Below are 18,100 nucleotides of genomic sequence, written 5' to 3'. Positions count from 1 at the left end.
GAACCGAGCCTGTGCTTGTCTTGCGGGGTTTGGCGCAGTCCAGCAAGATCAATAACTTACAGTGGTGCGAGATGACTATTCATGCCTGGCACGAAGCCTGCTCAAGCCTTATCAAGGCCGCACTTCGCAAACCGGGTAACCGGGCAGTACTTGGGAGTCGACCTTGGTGAACAGAGTATTGGTTGTCGATGACGAACAGACCCTTGCGCAGAACCTGCAAGCGTACCTGCAGGCGCAAGGCCTGGAAGTTCACGTCGCCCACGACGGTGCCGGTGGTATCGAGCAGGCTCGCAGCCTGGCACCGAAAGTGATTGTGCTGGATTACCGCTTGCCCGACATGGAGGGGTTTCAGGTTCTGGAGACCGTGCGCAAGAACAGGCAGTGCCATTTCGTGCTGATCACCGCCCACCCGACTGCCGAGGTGCGTGAGCGGGCCGCCGAACTGGGTGTGAGTCATGTCCTGTTCAAGCCGTTCCCGTTGGCGGAACTGGCCCGCGCGATCTTCGACCTGATGGGCATCGAGCGCCGGCGCAGGGCCACTGACGATCCAGCCGAAGGGTTTATCGAACGACGCCAGAACAGGAACGAATCGTTCCCCTTGCAGTTGTACGATGGCAGCTGGGTGTTGGCCGATCGCCGCCGTAATGGCGCCAAGCCCCCAGGCCCTGACGACGAACAACTGCTCACCGGGGAATAGCGGCGCCCGCTGCCCTGGCCAAGCCAGCCTGCGACGCGCCCCTGAGCGGAGTCGCAGGCCATGTCAGACGTACTCGATACACTTGCAGGCAAGCACAGCGCCTACCCCCGCGAACTCCTGGCCCAGGCCCGCCTGCAAGCGGGCGACGAGCGCTTGCTCAACTGCCTGGAACGCCTGGCCAACGACACCCCCGACCGCTTCATTCACCGCCTGGGCCTGACCCTGCACTACCCGGTGCTGGATGCCCAGGCACTGCTGGCCAGCACCGCGCGTTTCGACAAGGTCAGCCTGGCCCAGTGCCTGAAGCGCGAGTTCGTGCTGATCGAGCAGGACGGCGCGCTGATCGGTGTGTTCGCCGACCCCTTCGACCACGCCCGCCTGGCCTGGATCGACGACAACCTGCAAGGCGCGCCGCTGTACCTGGCTCACGCCGCCGACCTGGCCACCTTCCTGGCCCGTCACGAAGAAAGCTTCCACGCCGTCGACGCCCTCGACCATGATGCCGAAGCCAGCGGTGAGATCGACCCGCTGCAACGCCTGTCGCTGACCAGCATCAGCGAAGACCAGAGCAAGGTGGTCAAGCTGGTCAACTCGACCTTGTACGATGCCCTCAAGCAGCACGCCAGCGACATTCACCTGGGCATGACCGGCCAGGGCCTGACCATCAAGTACCGGATCGACGGCGTGCTCAATGGCGCTGGCAAGGCCAGCGGCAGCGCCTTCGCCGACCAGGTGATCTCGCGCATCAAGGTCATGGCCGAGCTGGACATCGGCGAAAAACGCGTGCCCCAGGACGGCCGCTTCAAGGTCGCCATCGGCGAGCGGCAGATCGACTTCCGTGTGTCGATCATGCCGAGCATCTTCGGCGAGGACGCGGTACTGCGGGTGCTCGACAAGCAGGACTTGTCCGACCGTGTCAGCGGCGTGCAGCTGCAGGCCCTGGGTTTTGCCGACGAAACCCTGCGTGCCCTGCGTCGGCTGGCCAGCGAACCCTACGGCATGATCCTGGTCACTGGCCCCACCGGCAGCGGCAAGACCACCACCCTGTACGCCATGATCAGCGAGATCAACCACGGCGTGGACAAGATCATCACCATCGAAGACCCGGTCGAATACCAGCTGCCCGGCGTGCTGCAGATTCCGGTCAACGAGAAGAAGGGCCTGACCTTCGCCCGCGGCCTGCGCTCGATCCTGCGCCACGACCCGGACAAGATCCTGGTCGGTGAGATCCGCGACCCGGACACCGCACAGATCGCCGTGCAGTCGGCGCTCACCGGCCACCTGGTGTTCACCACCATCCACGCCAACAACGTCTTCGATGTGATCGGCCGCTTCAGCCAGATGCAGGTCGACCCCTACAGCTTCGTTTCCGCGCTCAACGCCGTGCTGGCCCAGCGCCTGATTCGCCTGGCCTGCCCGCACTGCTGCACGCCGTGCGAGGCCGATGACGAAACCCTGACCGCCTCGGGCCTGACCCGGGCAATGGTCAGCGGCTGGAAATTCGTCCGCGCCCAGGGCTGCGGCCAGTGCCGGGGCAGCGGTTACCGCGGCCGCAGCGCGATTGCCGAGCTGCTGCACCTGGATGACGACCTGCGGCAAATGATCGTCGAACGCCGCCCTCTGTCGCAGATCAAGCAGCTGGCCTGCCAGCGTGGCCTGCGCCTGCTGCGTGCCTCGGCCCTGGACCTGGTCCGTGACGGCCGCACCACACTCGAGGAGATCAACCGTGTCACATTCATCTGAGCGTTTCTGTGCCGTCCTCGGCGCTGAAGGTGTCGGCCTGGGTCGCCTGCACGGTCATCAACACCAGTGGCTGGGCAGCCGCGAATTTACCTGCGATGCCGCACAACCGGCCTGGGAAGCCGCCTTGCAGGCCTTGAGTGCGCTGCTGGCCGAACACGCCGTCAAAGGCGCCCAGCTGCGCGTGCTGCTGTCGGCCCGCTACAGCCGCTTCTGCCTGGTGCCCTGGAGCGATGCCATCGGCCACCCGCGTGAGCTGGATGCCTACGCCCGGGCCTGCTTCGAGAACCTCTACGGCCAGTCGCTGGACGACTGGCGCATCGTCCTCTCACCCGAGCCTGCCGGCGCCGCACGCATCGCCACGGCGCTGCCCGCAGCCCTGCTGCAAGGCCTGCAGACCCTGGGCCGGGAAAGCCGCCTGAGCCTGCGCTCGGTTCAACCTTACCTGATGGCCGCCTACAACCGCTGCTCGGCGCAGCTGGAGCAGGGCGACTTCCTGTTCGTGCTCGCCGAACCGCGCCGCAGCGTGTTGCTGCTGGCGGCCGGCGGTGCCTGGCAACAGGTGCTGGCCCAGGGCTGCGCCGACAGCGACCAGGCCCTGCAGGCGCTGATCGAGCGCACCTGCGAGCTGTACGGCGAACATCTGCCGCGGGTCTACCTGCATGCCCCGGGGCGGGGTGACGTGCCGCAGCTGGCGGCGGTGCAGCTGTGCCAGCCGGCCGCCGACAGCGACCCCTTGTGCGCCATGTGGCGGGCGGTGGCCTGACATGCGCCGCCTCGACCTGGAATTCCAACCCCGTCGCAGTGGCCCGTTGGCCTGGTCGCTGCTGGCCCTGAGCGCAGTCGCAGTCGCCGCGTTGGTGCTGGTGCAACAGCAGCTGCAGGTCGAGCAAACAGATCTGGAGGCCCGCGTGCACAGCCTGGAACTGCAGCTGGGCCGCCGCCCGGCCCCGGTCGCCCCGCAGAACAGCGCCGCCAGCCGCGAGCAGGCCGAGCGCCTGGCGCAGATGCGCAGCGTCTCGCAGCAGCTGCAACGGCCCTGGCAACAGCTGTTCGCCATGCTCGAAGCGCAGCCGCAGGAAGACGTGGCGCTGTTGACCCTGACCCCGGATGCGCGCAAAGGCCAGGTGCGCATCACCGCCGAGGCACGCAACCTGGAAGCGATGCTGCAGTACCACCAGCGCCTGGAGCAAAGCGACGAGCTCAGTGATGTCTCGCTGCTCAACCACGAAGTGGTGGCCGGGCAGCCCGAGCACCCGGTGCGCTTCAACCTTACTGCCACTTGGGAGACCGGCCATGCGCGTCCCTGATGCTGTGAACCGCCTTGTCCTCCAGGAGCGCCTGCGCCGCATCGGCCCGGTTGGCCTGGGCGCCGCCGCAGTCGCCGTGCTTGCCGTCGGCATCGCCCTGGCTGGCGTAGTGCCGCAGTGGCAAGCCGTGCGCGAGCTGCGCGCCAGCGAAGCGGATGCCAGCGTGCAGGTTGAACGGGTCAAGCGCGGCGAGCTGAAGATTGCCGTCAAACCCGAGCAGCAGGCGCTGGACAGCCTGCGCCAGCAACTGCCGGGGCAGCCTGAAGCGAGCGAGCTGATCGAGCGCCTGTATCACCTGGCCAGTGCCGAGCACATCAGCCTGGCCCGCGGCGAATACGCCCTGGGCGTCGATCCGAAGACCCAGCTGTCGCGCTACCAGATCATCCTGCCCGTGCGCGGCAGCTACCCGCAGATCCGCGGCTTCCTGCGTGGCCTGATCGGCCAGCTGCCGACCCTGGTGCTGGAAGACCTCGAGCTGCAACGCAAAACCATTGGCGACACCGAACTCAGCGGCCGGGTACGCCTGACCCTCTACCTGTCGAGGTCGTGATGAACACACAACGTGCAGTGATGTGGGTCGGGTTCCTCGGTATAAGCGCCGCATTGGCGTGGGCGCCTGGACACTGGTTCAACCAGGAAGACAGCGTCGTGCCTTTCGCGGGCAAGCCCGCTCCCACAGGGGCGGCGTCGCCTACAGAACTTGTGGGAGCGGGCGAGCCCGCGAAGAGGCCGGAGCAGGCCTCCAAAGACCTGTTCCCAGCCCAGCAATGGACCAAGCCACAAACCCTGGCCACCGTCACCGAACAACCCATAGCTGCCGCGCCCGTCGTAGCCGCAGCCCCCACCGCCCCGGCGCTGCCGTTCCAGTTCGTCGGCCGCATGGGCGACCGCGACGACCTGCAGATCTTCCTGCAGAGCGGGGAAAAACTCTACGTCGTGCGCAAGGGCGACGTGATCGACAGTACCTACCGCCTCGACAGAGTCTCGGCCAATGAGCTGGACCTGGTTTATCTGCCTTTGCATCAGTCACAGACCTTGTCTGTAGGGAGCGCACCATGATGTCGTCGAAGAAGTGCAAGCCTGCTCCGTTCATGCTTCTGGCGCTGTGCGTGGCCATTGCCGGCTGCGGCTCCAGCGCGGTGCGCCAGGACAGCGCCGAGCTGATGAAGGAAGGCCAGTACGAGGCCGGCATCGCCCGCCTGGAAGAAGCCCTGCGCGATAACCCGCGCGACACCGAGCTGAACATCGCCCTGGCCCACGGGCGCCAGGCGGCGGTGGAGGCGCTGATCAGCCAGGCCGATGCCGACCGCATTCGCCACGACTTCACCAGCGCCCGCATGGGCTATGGCCGGGTGCTGACCATCGAACCCACCAACCGCCGCGCCCAGGAAGGCATCCGCCAGCTGGAGCTGATCCGCACCCTCGACGAGCGCGTGGCGCTGGGCCAGGCCGCGCTGCGCCAGGGCGACCTGTTCGGTGCCGAACGCTATATGCGCGAAGTGCTGCGCCTGGACCCGCAGAACCAGAAAGGCATCGCGCTGCGCACCGATATCGAGAACGTCCAGGCCCGCACCGCGCAGCCGTTCCCGCAACTGCGCAGCAAGCTGGAGCGCCCGGTAACCCTGGAGTTCCGCGACGCGGGCCTGAAGACCATCTTCGAGGTGCTGTCGCAGGTTGCCGGTATCAACTTCATCTTCGACAAGGACCTGCGCCCGGACATGAAAGCCACCATCTTCGTGCGCGACGTGCGCATCGAGGATGCCGTGGCGCTGCTGCTGGAGCAGAACCAGCTGCGCCAGAAGATCGTCAACGACAACACCTTGCTGATCTACCCCGATTCGCCGCAGAAGACCAAGGACTACCAGGAACTGGTCATGCGCACCTTCTACCTGACCAGCATTGACGCCAACACCGCGCTGAACATGGTCAAGACCATGCTCAAGACCCGTGACGTGTTCGTCGACGAGCGCCTCAATACCCTGACCATGCGCGACACTCCCGACGCCGTGCGCATGGCCGAGAAGCTGCTGCAATCGCAGGACCAGTCCAACCCCGAAGTGGTGCTGGAAGTGGAGGTGATGGAAGTCGCCACCTCGCGCATCCTCGACCTCGGCCTGCAATGGCCGAACACCTTCGGCGTGCTGACCAACGACGGCAACCCGGTCAGCGTGCTGGACCAGCTGCGCGGTATCAACTCCAGCCGCATCAGCATCTCGCCAGCTCCCCAGGCCAAGATCAACGCCCAGGACAAGGACGTCAACACCCTGGCCAGCCCGGTGATCCGCGTCAGCAACCGTGAGCAGGCGCGCATCCACATCGGCCAGCGGGTGCCGATCATCAGTGCCACCTCGGTGCCGTCTACCCAGGGCCCGGTGATTACCGAAAGCGTCACCTACCTGGACGTTGGTCTCAAACTTGAAGTACAGCCCACCGTGCACCTGAACAACGAAGTGGCAATCAAGATTGCCCTGGAAGTGAGTAACGCCACCCCGCTGGAGGCCACTCGCCAGGGCACCATCCCGGTTCAGGTCGACACCCGCAACGCGCAGACCAGCCTGCGCCTGCACGATGGCGAAACCCAGGTGCTGGCCGGCCTGGTGCGCAACGACCACAACGCCAGCGGCAACAAGATCCCTGGCCTTGGCGACATTCCTGGCCTGGGGCGGTTGTTCGGCAGCAACAAGGACGACATGAGCAAGTCCGAGCTGGTGCTGGCGATCACCCCGCGGATCGTTCGCAACCTGCCGTACCAGAGCCCGTCGGACATGGAATTCGGCACCGGCACCGAGTCGAGCATGCAGGTGCGCCAGGCCATGCCGCTGCCACCGCGTGACGTACCAGGCGACGTGCCGAGCGACAGCCAGGACAGCGCGCCGGTGGTGCAGAGCCAGGTGGCCACTGCGCCAGCGCCAGTGACCGTGAGCCCACGGCCATGAAACGCCGCCAGCAGGGTTTCAGCCTGATCGAGGTGGTGCTGACCCTGGCCCTGCTCGGGATGCTCGCGACCATGGCCGCACCCCTGACCGAAACGGTGGTGCGCCGTGGCAAGGAGCAGCAACTGCGCGAGGCGCTGTACCAGATCCGCGACGCCATCGACGCCTACAAGCGCGCCTTCGACGCCGGTTTCATCGAAAAGCGCCTGGACGCCAGCGGCTATCCGCCGAACCTGCAGGTGCTGGTCGATGGCGTGCGCGATGTGCGCAGTGCCAAGGGCGCCAAGTTCTACTTCCTGCGGCGCATCCCGCACGACCCGCTGGTGGCGGCCAAGAACCAGGATGGCGGCGGCTGGGGCCTGCGTGCGTACGCCAGCAGCCCGGACAACCCGCGTGAAGGCGAAGACGTCTTCGACGTGTATTCCAAGGCCCGCGGCAAGGGCCTCAACAACATCCCTTACGGGCAATGGTGATGGCCATGAAACGCAGCCGAGGCTTCACCCTGATCGAACTGCTGGTGGTGATGGCGATCATCGCCACGCTGATGACCATCGCCATGCCGCGCTACTTCAACAGCCTGGAAAGCTCCCGCGAGGCCACCTTGCGCCAGAGCCTGGCGGTGCTGCGCGAGGCCCTGGACCATTACTACGGCGACACCGGCCACTACCCGGACTCGCTGGAGCAACTGGTGGAACAGCGCTACCTGCGCAATACCCCGGTCGACCCGATCACCGAGCGCAGCGATGCCTGGCAGCTGCTGCCACCGCCCGAAGGCGTGGCCGGCGGCGTTGCCGATATCAAGAGCGGTGCCACAGGGAGGGCGCGTGATGGCAGCCTCTTCGCGGAATGGTAAGGCCAGCGCCGGCTTCACCTACCTGGGCGTGCTGCTGCTGATCGCGATCAGCAGCGTGGCCCTGGCCGCCACCGGCACGGTATGGTCGAGCGTTGCCCAGCGTGAGCACGAGCGCGAGCTGCTGTGGGTCGGTGGCCAGTATGCCCAGGCCCTGCGCAGCTACTATCGCGCCTCGCCGGGCCTGGCCCAGTACCCCAAGGAGCTGGCCGACCTGCTCGAGGACAACCGCTTCCCGCAGGCCAAGCGGCACATCCGCCGGCTGTACCCGGACCCGATCACCAACAGCGACGACTGGGGCCTGCTGCGCGCGATCGATGGCCGCATCACCGGCGTGCACAGCCGCTCCGACGCCACCCCGTTCAAGCGCAGCGGCTTCGAGATGCAGTTCTCCGGTTTCGAGGGCCTGGAGCATTACAGCGACTGGCAGTTCGTCGCCGAGCAGGCCTTCAACGAAAGCGCCGGCGGTGCCCGCACCCATGCCGGCCCGGGAGACACGCCATGAAACGCCTGCAGGCCCTGTACCTGTGCCTGCTGCTGGCAGCCGCGTGGCCGGGCGCGGCCATGGCCGACGCCGAAGACGAGATGAAGGGCTTCATTGTCGACAACACCATCTCGCACATCGGCCACGACTTTTACTACTACTTCGCCGACCGCCTGCGCGCCACCAGCCGCCTGGATTTCAACCTGGTGGTGCGCGAGCGCCCGGATGCCCGCTGGGGCAGCCTGGTGACCGTTGAGTTCGACCGCGACGTGCTGTACCGGCGCTTTCTGCCACCGAACGTCACCCAATTAAAAGAAGAGGCCGTGATGGCCGCCGACCTGGTCAAGCAGGAAGTCATTCAGCGCAAGCTGCAACGTCTGCTGCAGGACACCACTGATCTGGAGAGGGATGAGCTATGAACACTTGCATACCCCGTTGCCTGGCGGCTGGCCTGCTGCTCGGTGCCTGCACCGCCCAGGCCACCGAGCTGGTGTACACCCCGGTCAACCCGGCGTTTGGCGGCAACCCGTTGAATGGCACCTGGTTGCTGAACAACGCCCAGGCACAGAACGACTACGACGACCCGGACCTCAAGGACCGCACTTCGTCGATCACGGGCACCTCGGCCCTGGAGCGCTTCAGCAACCAGCTGGAGTCGCGGATGTTGTCGCAGCTGATGGACAACATCAGCAACGGCAAGACCGGCAGCATGGCCACCGACGCATTCCTGATCGATGTCATCGATGACTCCGGTGCCTTGAGCATCAAGGTCACCGACCGCGCCACAGGAGAAACTTCGCTCATTGAGGTCAGTGGCCTGAACCCCTGAGAGGGACTGGCCGTTTAGCTGGGGAGAGAGCACCATGAAACGTCTGCTGAGCACTTTACTGATTGTCGCCTCGCTTGCCGGCCTGCACGGCTGCGGCCTGCGCGAGCCGATGCCGGCCGAACAGGACACGGAAACCCCGACCCTGACGCCACGGGCTTCGACCTACTACGACCTGATCAACATGCCGCGCCCGAAAGGCCGCTTGATGGCCGTGGTGTATGGCTTCCGCGACCAGACCGGGCAGTACAAGCCGACCCCGGCCAGCTCGTTCTCCACCAGCGTCACCCAAGGCGCGGCGAGCATGCTGATGGATGCCCTGAATGCCAGCGGCTGGTTCGTGGTGCTGGAGCGCGAGGGCCTGCAGAACCTGCTGACCGAACGCAAGATCATCCGTGCTTCGCAGAAAAAGCCTGACGTGCCCGAGAACATCATGAGCGAGCTGCCACCGCTGCAGGCCGCCAACCTGATGCTTGAAGGCGGCATCATCGCCTATGACACCAACGTGCGCAGTGGCGGCGAGGGCGCCCGTTACCTCGGCGTCGATATCTCCCGCGAGTACCGGGTCGACCAGGTCACGGTCAACCTGCGCGCGGTGGACGTACGCACCGGGCAGGTGCTGGCCAACGTGATGACCAGCAAGACCATCTACTCGATCGGCCGCAATGCCGGGGTGTTCAAGTTCATCGAGTTCAAGAAGTTGCTGGAAGCCGAGGTGGGCTACACCACCAACGAACCGGCGCAGCTGTGTGTGCTGTCGGCGATCGAGGCTGCGGTGGGGCATCTGCTGGCCCAGGGGATCGAACGGCGGCTCTGGCAGGTGGCGGGGGATCCGGGGGAGGGCAAGGCTGAGGTGGACAAGTTCCTGAGCCAGAACCAGCCGCAGTGATCAACCTGCACTGGCCCTTTCGCGGGCAAGCCCGCTCTCACAGGTATGTCACTGTCCTCGATGAAGTGATGTACCTGTGGGAGCGGGCTTGCCCGCGAAAGGGCCGGAACTGAGAGCGCAGCTCAGCCTGCCTTACGCAGGGTCAGGTTGATCCGCCGCTCGCCCATTCGTGGATGCACACCCGGCTTGATCGGCAACACCCCATGAAAGCGCAGCCTGTCTTCACCACCCCACACCAGCACATCCCCATGGCTCAACGGAACGCGCTGAGTCCGGTCCGACCGCTGCAACCCTCCCAGCAGAAACACCGCCGGCAACCCCAGTGAAACCGACACGATCGGCTGGTCGAAGTCCTGCTCGTCGCGGTCCTGGTGCAGGCTCAGGCGGGTGCCGGGCAGGTAATGGTTGACCAGGCAGGCATCCGGCACGAATCCCTCGAAACCAGCCGCCGCTGCTGCGCGGCCCGCCAGCTCGAGCAGGACCTGGGGCAGGGCTGGCCAGGGTTGGCCGCTGACCGGGTCGGTGGGGCTGTAGCGATAGCCCTTGGCATCACTGACCCAGCCCAGCGAGCCGCAGTTGGTCAACGCCACCGCCATGTTCAGGCCGCCCGGTGTCTGCATGTGCCGGAACGGCGCGGCGAGCAGTACCGGGCGCAGGGCGTCGAGCAGTGGCTCGATGCCGGCCACGGCGAAGCCTGGCAGCAGCACGGTGTGGCTGGCCAGGCGTTGCGGCTGGGGGCCGAACAGGTCGAGGTCGGACTGGATCATGGGGCAACAGCGTGATGTGGAGATGTCATGCATTGTAAGGCGAGCACGGTCATTGTGGGAGCCGGGCAAGGCTTGGCGTCGATGTCAGGCTAGCAGGAGGGAGATAAAAAGGAACCGCGACGCCAGGGAGAGGAGACGCCGCGGTTCAAGGGGGGAGCCGGTTAGCGTTGGGTAGCGGTGGCCGTGTTGCCGTTGCCCATCTGGCTGATGGTGGCGCTCTGGTAGGCGCCGCTCTGGTTGACGATGGCAGCGTTGTTGTTGCCGCCCTGGGTCACGTAGGCGACGTTGGCGCTGTCAGCCTGCTTGATGGTGGCGCTGTTGCCGCTGCCGTACAGCTGAGTGGTGTAGCTCTGGTTGGCGTAGCCGGACTGGTCCAGGTTGATGCTGTTGCCACTGCCGGTGGACGAGCCGAAGGCGTAGTTGTCGGTGCCGCGCTGGTCGGCGATGAGGCTGTTGTCGGTGCCGTTCTGCTCGAAGTACAGCTCGTTGTAGCTGTCGGCCTGCTTGGTCTCCATGGTGTTGCCGGTGCCTTTCTGGCTCAGCGTGGCCAGTTGGTACTCACCGTTCTGGGTCAGGTTGGCACTGTTGTTGGTACCGTTCTGGTTGATGTTGGCGGTCTGGTTCTTGCCGAACTGGCCACCCATCTTGTCGCCTTTCCAGTTGCTGGCCAGGACCTTGTTGCCGGTGCCCTTGCTGTTGATGGTCAGGCTCTGGTTGTCACCGGTCTGGTAGCTGAAGTTGCTGTTGTTCTTGCCACTTTGCGAGACGGTGGTGTTCGAATTGTTGGTCTCGAACTGATCCGACCAGCTGGCGTTGGACTGGCCTTGCTGATACAGGTTGGCGACGTTGTCCTTGCCGAAGCTCTGGTCGATGTAGCCTTCGTTGGTCTGGCCGGTCTGGTTGACCGTGGCGTGGCTGCCGGTCTGGGTGTCCTGCCAGACTTCCACCGAGCTGCCAGTGCCGTACTGGTCGATGGAAATCGTGCCGCCGTTGCCGTCGCGCTGGTCACCGTAGGCGAAGTTCTGCTTGCCTTGCTGGTAGATCTGCACGTAGCCGTCGTTGTGCAGGATGTGCTCGGAGGCAGCGTAGTTGTCCTGGCCATCCTGGGTGATGTTGGCGCGGTTGTTGCTGCCGCCGAACAACTGCTCGACGAAGGCTTCGTTGCGCTGGCCGCTCTGGGTGGTGGTGGCCTGGCTGTTGGTCTGGGTGTCCTGCCACACGGTCGAGCGGTTTTCGCTGCCTTGCTGGTTCTGCAGCGACTGGTTGTTCTCGCCCACCGACTGGCTGGCGAAGGCGTCGTTGTACGAACCAGCGGCCTGCTGGGTGATCTGGCTGCCATTTTCGAACAGCTGCTCGCCGTAAGCGGCGTTATACGAACCACTGGCGGTCTGGTTGATGGTGCTGGTGCTGTTTTCCTGCACCGCCAGGTGATTGTGGCCCTTGCCGGTCTGGGTCTGGGTGGCCGCGGCGAACGGCGCAACCGTCTGCTGCACCTCGGCGATGTTCTGGTTACCGGTCTGCGACTGGTTCGAGGTGCTGTCGTCTGCCATGACCTGGCCGGCCAGGGCCAGGACGATAGCGGCGCTTAGGGGAGCGAGCTTGAACATGGTGGTGCCTCCAGGTCTATCGGTATTGGGTGATCTGAACACGCTGGCCATTGCCGGCTTGGGTCACTGAACTGCTCAGGCCTGTGCCGGCCTGCTCGATACTGGCGCTGTTGTTGTTGCCGATCTGCTCGATGCTGGCGCTGTTGCTGGTGCCGCTCTGGCGGATCGCCGCGCTGTTGCCATATCCCTGTTGGCTGATGCTGGCCATCAGGTCACTTCCTTCCTGCAGGATGTACGCCTCCTGCGCGCCCCCGGCCTGGACGATGCGGCCCAGCAGGGCCTGGCCGTTCTGGTCGAGGGCGGCGCGGTTGCCGTTGCCTTGCTGCTCGATCACCGCCGCCTGACCGGCACCGGCCGGCAGCAGGCGGATGATCACCGGTTCACCGAGGTCGCTGCCGGGCGCAAGGTCGGCGTTGTCCATCAGGTCATCGGCCCCGGCCTGGCCCGCCAGGGCCAGGCTCAGCAGCAGTGGATACAGGCACTTCATGGCGTTCTCCTGGCCTTACTGCACAGTCACGTTGACGGTACGGGTACTGCCTTGGCTGCTTGTCACGGTGGCGGTCGGTGCGGCCGTCGGGACGATCGTGGTGCTGTTGCTCACCGTCAGGCGCCAGCGGCCGGTCACCGGTACCGTGGTGGTGCCGAGGGTCTGCACGCCGGTGGTGGTGGTGACCCGCACGGTGACGGTGTTGCCGGTGGTCACCGACGAGGTACCGCTGACATCCCAGTTGTAACGGTTGTTCGAGCGGGCCAGGACGGTGGCGGCGGTGACCGTGAAGGTCTCGCCGGCGGCAGGCCGTGGCTGCACGTTGACCGTGACGGTGGCCGGGGCGGATACCGCACCGAGGGAGTCACGCGCCTGGTAGGTGAAGGTGGTGGTGAAGGCGGTCGTCACCGTGGCCGGAGGGGTGTAGCTGACCGTGGTGCCATCGGTGCTCACCGTGCCGCGGCCGGCTGCAGGCTGGGTAAGGTTGGTGACGGTCAGCGGCACGTTCCCTTCTGGGTCGGTGTCGTTGGTCAGCACGTTGATGGTCAGCGGCGCGGCCAGGGTGGTCACGGTTTCCGGGTTGGCGGTCGGTGCCTGGTTGGGCGCGACGTTGACGGTCACGGTGGCCGGCTGCGACTTCAGGCCCTTGGCGTCCATCGCCCGGTAGCTGAAGGTGGCCACCACCGGTTGCGTGGCGCCTGGCGGCGGGGTGTAGGTCACGGCGGTGCTGCCGTTGAGTACCACGCTGCCCTGGCCGGTAGCCGGTTGGGTCACGTCGGTGATGCTCAGTGGCACGTTGCCGTCCGGGTCGCTGTCGTTGAGCAGCAGGTTCATGGTCAACGGCACGCCCACGCTGGTGCTGCCGACATCGGCCTGGGCTACCGGTGGCTGGTTGGCGGCCTCGACCGGCGCGGTGCCGACGACGACCACTGGCTCCACATCTACGCCGCCATGGCTCGACTTGACGGTGACGGTGGCCGGTGGCTGGCTGACGTCATTGAGGGTGAGGGTCTGCAGGGTGCCGGACTTGGACAGGCGACCGTAGCCCTGGGCGACCATGTCCGGGATCACCACTTCGTCGCTGGAGCGTGCCTCGATGGTCAGCCGCTTGTTGGCCCACTCGTAGCGTGCGGTGCTGACTTTGACCACATCGGACAGCTTGCTCGAAATGGCGGTTGGCTGGGTGTTGATGTCGCTGCTGCTGGCCGTTACCACCACGACCGGCGGCGGCGCCACCTGGCTCAGTTGCTGGCTGAAGAACAGCCCGTTGTTGTCCGTGAGCATGCTGAACTGGCAAGGCGATGGTGGCGTGCCGACCAGGGCCAGGCCATTACGGAAGCAGACGCTGGAGCCTGTCGGGGCCTTGGCGAACACTTCCACCCGGGTGCCGCTGCCATTGCGTGAGTAGGTTGCCCGCTCCAGCGACGCCGGCAACTGTGGGCGCTGGTCGAGCACCTTGCCGGAGACGGTGAACAGGTTGGTCTCGATGCGCCCGGGCGGGCCGTCGATGCGAATGAAGTTGGTGCCGAACGGGCTGCCCTTGATCGCTTCTGGCCGGTTGGGGTCGCCGATGAAGGTGTCAGTGGTGCCGGTGTCCGGGTTCACTGCGGTATAGGGTGCGCCCAAGCCCTGGACGAAGGGGCCGATTGCACCATTGAGCGCCCCGGTGAAGTTGCCTGGCGCGCCGATACCGATGTCACGGGTGATGTTGATCGCCCGGCGCCCGGGTGTGGTGACGTTGACCGTCTCGACGCCATAGGGGTGGGTGATGGTGTAGGTACCGGCACGCGGGACCGAGACGCGGATACGGATACGGGCAAAGCTCTGCTGGTCGCCATCGACCGGGTTGCCGCCAGCGAATGCCGCTTCTATGCCAGCCACATAGGCGTCGAGCTCATAGCCGCTGTTACCAACCGCGGGAATACTGGTTTCCGCCAGGAACCAGAACATTTCTGAAGGCCAGTTGTCAGGGAAGACCAGGGGCAGGGTATCGTCGAAGACGCCCGGCTCTGGCAGCAGGGTGCACATGTAGGCCGGTGCACCTGGTGCGCCAGCGACCAGGGTACTGACGGCGTGCGAGCGGCACAGTTCCAGTGACAGGCCGTCACTGTCCTTGTACCACAGCGGGAAACCGCCGGTAGCGAAGGTGTAGGGGCCCGGGTCGACGTCGGACAGGGCGGCCCAGGCCGCACTGCTGAGGGTGAGGGAAAAACCGGCGGCCAACAGCGCACGGCGTTGCCAAGTGTTCATGCTGCCTCCTTGAAGGCCAAGCCTTTGTCTGTTCATGGCACCAGCACCACGTCTTCGATGTCGCTACCGCCATTGGCGCTGGTGACCTGCACCTTGGCCGGCGGAACGGGCGACAAGTTGGCTACCAGGTTTTTCTGGGCGCCGTCGCCGGTGAAATTGCCGATGAAGGTGCCGTTGCCGGTGCGTGCTGTCATGGCAGGCGGGTTGGTTTCGTCGCTGCTGGTGGCAATCACGGTGAGGGTGGCGTTGGCCAGGCTGTATTCGGCCCGGGTGATGGTGACCAGGTCGGTGAGCGGCAAGCTGGCGGTGGTGACGCTGCTGGTGGGGATGGCCACGCTGTTGTCGGCGCTGACCAGCATGCTGGTCGGCAGCGCCGGGTTGAGCGCGGACTGGGCATACCAGGTGCCGGTGCCGTTGGCTTCGGTCAGTGGCAGGTTAGGGGTCTGGCTGGTCAGGGTAGCGCTGCCGGGCGGTGGAGGGGCCAGCACGAACACATCCTGCTGGGCGCGCAGGTCGCCGTTTTCGGTGTGCCGCGAGTAGGTGCTGCGCAGCGGGATCAACGGGGTGGGCCGGATCACTTCGGAGAGCTTGCCGGAAACGGCGAACAGGTCGGTCCGCAGGTCGATGCCGTTAGGGCCTTCGATGCGTACGAAGTTGGTGTTGAACGGGCTGCCGGTGACGCGTTCGTTGAGGTTGGGGTCACCGATGAATTTCTCGCTGCCTTCGGTGTAGGGGCCGTTGACGCTGCGCAGGAACGGCCCGACATCGCCCTTCAGTGCGCCGGTAAAGGTGCCGGCAGAGCCGATGCCGATGTCGCGGGTCATGTTGATCGCGCGGCGCCCGGCGGCGGGTACATCGAACACCTCGACGCCGTAGGGGTGGGTGACCACGTAGGTGCCGGCCACGGGCACGTCGACGCGGATCCGCACGCGGGCAAAACTGATCTGGTCGTTTTCTGCCGGGTCGCCACCGCCGAACGCGGCTTCGAGTGCGCTGACGTAGGTCAGGTTGACCCCCCTGGCGACGTCGTTGATGGCCGCATCGGCGGTGAACCAGAAGGATTCATCCGGCCAGTTGGTCGGGAAGACCAAGGGTTGGGTGTCGTCGAAGATGCCTGGGGCAGGCAACAGGGTGCACATGTACGACGGTGCGCCGGGGGCGCCAGCGACGCGTGAGCTCACGGCCTTGGACAGGCACAGGTCAAGGGTGCGGCCATGGGAATCCTGGTACCAGGCGGCGTAGTGACCGTTTTCAGGTGTATAGGGCCCAGTGTCGACGGCGTACAGCGCTGCCTGCGCCGGGAGCTGGAACAGGCCGGCGACGATCGCCACTGCCAGCGGGTTGGGTATCGGTCGGAGCATGAGTCAGTTCCTCCTGCTAACGGGCCCATGGACTTGGGGCGTCTGGGAGGACTAGGGCAACAGCCGTGCCAAAATTTTCATGTTTGGCTGGAGGGCGCGTGGGGACTGGGTTTCGGGAGTTTGAGGGGATGCTTCTGGCAGGTTTTCTGGTGGGCGGTGTTCCCCAGTATTGGGGTTAGGGGGGCATGCCTTGGGAGGTGCGTTGCCTGGGAGATCGAGCGCCGCCCGCGCGGCGCATCGCGAGCTCTGCTCGCTCCTACGTTTGTCTCGGGCCAATTATTCCTGTGGGATTTGCACGCGAACGCCTTGGCGCATGGCGCGAGAGGGTGTCAGAAATTTTGTGTTCGGGCATAACATGAGTAAGAGGTGCATGTATGCCAACCAAAAAGAAACCCTTGCGTAACCTGCCCAAAATCCCCAAAGAGCTGCTGGAGCAGTTCGGTGAGGGCCTGATGACCGCAGAGGCTATCGAGGATGCCTCTGCGGCGTTCAAGAAGGCCTTGATCGAACGCGCTCTGCATGCCGAACTTGGCCACCACCTGGGTTATCCGCCGGGCGCGCAGCGCCCAGAGGATGAAACCAACCAGCGTAACGGCAAGAGTGGGAAGACGGTTTTGACCGGTGATGGCCCGCTGCGTCTGGAAATTCCTCGCGACCGAGACGGCAGTTTTGCGCCCATTCTCATCCCCAAGCACGAGCGGCGGTACACCGGTTTCGATGACAAGATCATCGCCATGTACGCTCGTGGAATGACGGTCAGAGAGATCCGGGCCTTTCTGTCCGAGCAGTATGGAACCGACGTTTCGCCTGATTTCATCAGCTCTGTAACTGACGAGGTCATGGAAGAGATTGGTGCTTGGCAACAGCGGCCACTGGAGCCGATGTACCCGGTCATTTTCTTCGATGCGCTGCGGGTGAAGATCCGCGAAGAAGGCTTGGTGCGTAACAAGGCCATCTACCTGGCACTGGGTGTTCTACCCGACGGGACCCGCGATATCTTGGGTATCTGGATCGAGAACACCGAGGGTGCAAAGTTCTGGATGAAGGTCTTTAACGATCTCAAGACACGTGGTGTCGAAGATGTGCTGATTGCCGTGACCGATGGCCTCAAAGGCATGCCAGAGGCTCTCAGCGCCGTGTTCCCAGAGACGACGCTGCAGACGTGCATCGTGCACCTGATCCGCAACAGCCTGGACTACGCAGCCTGGGACAAGCGCCGGGCACTGGCCAAGGCGCTGAAGCCGATCTACCAGGCCATCAATGCAGAAGCGGCTGAGCAGGCACTCGATGAGTTTGAAAACGGGCCTTGGGGCAAGCAGTATCCAACGGTCGTTGCGGCCTGGAGACGCGCCTGGGATCGAGTGATTCCGTTCTTTGTCTTCCCGCCAGCCATCCGGAAAGTGATCTACACCACCAACGCCATCGAGAGTATCAATGCCCAGCTGCGCAAGATCATCAAGACCCGAGGCCATTTCCCGAACGATGACGCAGCTACCAAGCTGATCTGGTTGGGGCTGCGAAACATCACGGCGAACTGGGGCTCAGCGGCGCATGATTGGAAAAGTGCGATGAATCAATTCGCGATTTTGTACGGAAATCGGTTCATCAGGCCAACCTGGTGAAAATCAGGGCCTGCCTGACGGCAGGCCGTTACCGGCCCGCACACAAAAAATCTGACACTTCCTGGCGCGATATCGCGTCCTACGAACCAGGCGGTCGCGCGCGCCCGTCACAGGCATTACTGGCCCGAAACAAACGTAGGAGCGAGCAGAGCTCGCGATGCGCCGCGCGGGCGGCGCTCGATCTCCCAGGCAACACATCTCCCAAACCATGCACCTCGACGCCCACCAAAATCTCCCGCACACTGCGGAAAAAAATACCAAGCCCGTAGCCCTGACC

19 protein-coding genes are annotated in these 18,100 nt (G+C 64.8%); 14 read left to right on the top strand and 5 right to left on the bottom strand.

Features of this window, described 5'->3' with window-relative positions; translation table 11 throughout:
• The first annotated feature begins 163 nt into the window (after positions 1–163).
• Genes OCX61_RS15030 through OCX61_RS14970 form a run of 13 tightly spaced genes read left to right on the top strand, consistent with a single transcriptional unit; the run spans position 164 to position 9,729 of the window.
• Positions 164–697: a response regulator gene (locus OCX61_RS15030; RefSeq protein WP_261940210.1), complete on the top strand. Its 534-nt coding sequence runs from the start codon at positions 164–166 to the stop codon at positions 695–697.
• A 60-nt stretch (positions 698–757) separates the two neighbouring features.
• A complete protein-coding gene (locus OCX61_RS15025) occupies positions 758–2,440 on the top strand; it encodes a GspE/PulE family protein (RefSeq protein ID WP_261940209.1) in 1,683 nt (560 codons plus the stop codon).
• A complete protein-coding gene (locus tag OCX61_RS15020) occupies positions 2,424–3,203 on the top strand; it encodes a hypothetical protein (RefSeq protein ID WP_261940208.1) in 780 nt (259 codons plus the stop codon). The genes OCX61_RS15025 and OCX61_RS15020 overlap by 17 nt, the downstream gene beginning before the upstream one ends.
• Before the next feature lies 1 nt (position 3,204).
• A complete protein-coding gene (locus OCX61_RS15015; RefSeq protein WP_261940207.1) occupies positions 3,205–3,747 on the top strand; it encodes a PilN domain-containing protein in 543 nt (180 codons plus the stop codon).
• Positions 3,734–4,297: a GspMb/PilO family protein gene (locus tag OCX61_RS15010; protein WP_261940206.1), complete on the top strand. Its 564-nt coding sequence runs from the start codon at positions 3,734–3,736 to the stop codon at positions 4,295–4,297. The genes OCX61_RS15015 and OCX61_RS15010 overlap by 14 nt, the downstream gene beginning before the upstream one ends.
• Positions 4,297–4,806 carry a hypothetical protein gene (locus OCX61_RS15005; protein WP_261940205.1) on the top strand — a complete coding sequence of 170 codons (510 nt, stop codon included), beginning with the start codon at positions 4,297–4,299 and terminating at the stop codon, positions 4,804–4,806. The genes OCX61_RS15010 and OCX61_RS15005 overlap by 1 nt, the downstream gene beginning before the upstream one ends.
• The gene (locus OCX61_RS15000) at positions 4,803–6,683 is read left to right on the top strand and encodes a secretin GspD/PilQ domain-containing protein (RefSeq protein WP_261940204.1); all 1,881 of its coding nucleotides are present in this window, start codon (positions 4,803–4,805) and stop codon (positions 6,681–6,683) included. The genes OCX61_RS15005 and OCX61_RS15000 overlap by 4 nt, the downstream gene beginning before the upstream one ends.
• The gene (locus OCX61_RS14995) at positions 6,680–7,153 is read left to right on the top strand and encodes a type II secretion system protein (protein ID WP_261940203.1); all 474 of its coding nucleotides are present in this window, start codon (positions 6,680–6,682) and stop codon (positions 7,151–7,153) included. The genes OCX61_RS15000 and OCX61_RS14995 overlap by 4 nt, the downstream gene beginning before the upstream one ends.
• 5 nt (positions 7,154–7,158) lie before the next feature.
• Positions 7,159–7,533: a type II secretion system protein gene (locus tag OCX61_RS14990; RefSeq protein ID WP_261940202.1), complete on the top strand. Its 375-nt coding sequence runs from the start codon at positions 7,159–7,161 to the stop codon at positions 7,531–7,533.
• Positions 7,508–8,035: a type II secretion system protein gene (locus tag OCX61_RS14985; RefSeq protein ID WP_261940201.1), complete on the top strand. Its 528-nt coding sequence runs from the start codon at positions 7,508–7,510 to the stop codon at positions 8,033–8,035. The genes OCX61_RS14990 and OCX61_RS14985 overlap by 26 nt, the downstream gene beginning before the upstream one ends.
• Positions 8,032–8,433 (top strand): curli production assembly/transport protein CsgE, encoded by a 402-nt coding sequence (csgE, locus tag OCX61_RS14980; RefSeq protein ID WP_261940200.1) that lies wholly within the window; start codon positions 8,032–8,034, stop codon positions 8,431–8,433. The genes OCX61_RS14985 and csgE overlap by 4 nt, the downstream gene beginning before the upstream one ends.
• A complete protein-coding gene (locus tag OCX61_RS14975; RefSeq protein ID WP_261940199.1) occupies positions 8,430–8,843 on the top strand; it encodes a curli assembly protein CsgF in 414 nt (137 codons plus the stop codon). The genes csgE and OCX61_RS14975 overlap by 4 nt, the downstream gene beginning before the upstream one ends.
• 34 nt (positions 8,844–8,877) lie before the next feature.
• Positions 8,878–9,729: a CsgG/HfaB family protein gene (locus OCX61_RS14970; protein WP_261940198.1), complete on the top strand. Its 852-nt coding sequence runs from the start codon at positions 8,878–8,880 to the stop codon at positions 9,727–9,729.
• Positions 9,730–9,851: 122 nt separating this feature from the next.
• Here OCX61_RS14970 and alkB read toward each other — a convergent pair whose 3' ends face one another.
• The 5 genes from alkB to OCX61_RS14945 form a co-directional block, all read right to left on the bottom strand.
• Entirely contained in the window at positions 9,852–10,496 is a 645-nt protein-coding gene (gene alkB / locus OCX61_RS14965) for a DNA oxidative demethylase AlkB (RefSeq protein WP_261940197.1), read from the bottom strand.
• A 161-nt stretch (positions 10,497–10,657) separates the two neighbouring features.
• Positions 10,658–12,103 (bottom strand): curlin, encoded by a 1,446-nt coding sequence (locus OCX61_RS14960; RefSeq protein ID WP_261940196.1) that lies wholly within the window; start codon positions 12,101–12,103, stop codon positions 10,658–10,660.
• Positions 12,104–12,119: 16 nt separating this feature from the next.
• On the bottom strand, positions 12,120–12,590 hold the full coding sequence (locus tag OCX61_RS14955) for a curlin (RefSeq protein WP_261940195.1): 471 nt from the start codon (positions 12,588–12,590) through the stop codon (positions 12,120–12,122).
• A gap of 15 nt (positions 12,591–12,605) precedes the next feature.
• Positions 12,606–14,840, bottom strand: coding sequence for an Ig-like domain-containing protein (locus OCX61_RS14950; protein ID WP_261940194.1), 2,235 nt, complete (start codon positions 14,838–14,840; stop codon positions 12,606–12,608).
• A gap of 32 nt (positions 14,841–14,872) precedes the next feature.
• Positions 14,873–16,201, bottom strand: a complete 1,329-nt coding sequence (locus OCX61_RS14945) for a hypothetical protein (RefSeq protein ID WP_261940193.1) — start codon at positions 16,199–16,201, stop codon at positions 14,873–14,875.
• Positions 16,202–16,575: 374 nt separating this feature from the next.
• Between OCX61_RS14945 and OCX61_RS14940 the strand changes: the two genes are divergently transcribed.
• The gene (locus OCX61_RS14940) at positions 16,576–17,823 is read left to right on the top strand and encodes an IS256 family transposase (RefSeq protein ID WP_261940192.1); all 1,248 of its coding nucleotides are present in this window, start codon (positions 16,576–16,578) and stop codon (positions 17,821–17,823) included.
• Positions 17,824–18,100 lie beyond the last annotated feature (277 nt).

The sequence above is a fragment of the Pseudomonas sp. LRP2-20 genome, from assembly GCF_024349685.1.
Lineage (GTDB): Bacteria > Pseudomonadota > Gammaproteobacteria > Pseudomonadales > Pseudomonadaceae > Aquipseudomonas.
The sequence above is the reverse complement of the archived record's forward strand: the minus strand, read 5'-3'. Positions and strand labels throughout refer to the sequence as shown.

What these genes read in the sequence shown, in the direction of transcription:
- OCX61_RS14955 (WP_261940195.1), bottom strand. Translation starts at nt 12,590, where the DNA reads ATGAAGTGCCTGTATCCACTGCTGCTGAGCCTGGCCCTGGCGGGCCAG.
- OCX61_RS15010 (WP_261940206.1), top strand. Translation starts at nt 3,734, where the DNA reads ATGCGCGTCCCTGATGCTGTGAACCGCCTTGTCCTCCAGGAGCGCCTG.
- OCX61_RS15015 (WP_261940207.1), top strand. Translation starts at nt 3,205, where the DNA reads ATGCGCCGCCTCGACCTGGAATTCCAACCCCGTCGCAGTGGCCCGTTG.
- OCX61_RS14960 (WP_261940196.1), bottom strand. Translation starts at nt 12,103, where the DNA reads ATGTTCAAGCTCGCTCCCCTAAGCGCCGCTATCGTCCTGGCCCTGGCC.
- csgE (WP_261940200.1), top strand. Translation starts at nt 8,032, where the DNA reads ATGAAACGCCTGCAGGCCCTGTACCTGTGCCTGCTGCTGGCAGCCGCG.
- OCX61_RS15005 (WP_261940205.1), top strand. Translation starts at nt 4,297, where the DNA reads ATGAACACACAACGTGCAGTGATGTGGGTCGGGTTCCTCGGTATAAGC.
- OCX61_RS14990 (WP_261940202.1), top strand. Translation starts at nt 7,159, where the DNA reads ATGAAACGCAGCCGAGGCTTCACCCTGATCGAACTGCTGGTGGTGATG.
- OCX61_RS14985 (WP_261940201.1), top strand. Translation starts at nt 7,508, where the DNA reads ATGGCAGCCTCTTCGCGGAATGGTAAGGCCAGCGCCGGCTTCACCTAC.
- OCX61_RS14975 (WP_261940199.1), top strand. Translation starts at nt 8,430, where the DNA reads ATGAACACTTGCATACCCCGTTGCCTGGCGGCTGGCCTGCTGCTCGGT.
- OCX61_RS14950 (WP_261940194.1), bottom strand. Translation starts at nt 14,840, where the DNA reads ATGAACACTTGGCAACGCCGTGCGCTGTTGGCCGCCGGTTTTTCCCTC.
- OCX61_RS15000 (WP_261940204.1), top strand. Translation starts at nt 4,803, where the DNA reads ATGATGTCGTCGAAGAAGTGCAAGCCTGCTCCGTTCATGCTTCTGGCG.
- OCX61_RS14995 (WP_261940203.1), top strand. Translation starts at nt 6,680, where the DNA reads ATGAAACGCCGCCAGCAGGGTTTCAGCCTGATCGAGGTGGTGCTGACC.
- OCX61_RS14940 (WP_261940192.1), top strand. Translation starts at nt 16,576, where the DNA reads ATGCCAACCAAAAAGAAACCCTTGCGTAACCTGCCCAAAATCCCCAAA.
- OCX61_RS15025 (WP_261940209.1), top strand. Translation starts at nt 758, where the DNA reads ATGTCAGACGTACTCGATACACTTGCAGGCAAGCACAGCGCCTACCCC.
- OCX61_RS14945 (WP_261940193.1), bottom strand. Translation starts at nt 16,201, where the DNA reads ATGCTCCGACCGATACCCAACCCGCTGGCAGTGGCGATCGTCGCCGGC.
- OCX61_RS14970 (WP_261940198.1), top strand. Translation starts at nt 8,878, where the DNA reads ATGAAACGTCTGCTGAGCACTTTACTGATTGTCGCCTCGCTTGCCGGC.
- alkB (WP_261940197.1), bottom strand. Translation starts at nt 10,496, where the DNA reads ATGATCCAGTCCGACCTCGACCTGTTCGGCCCCCAGCCGCAACGCCTG.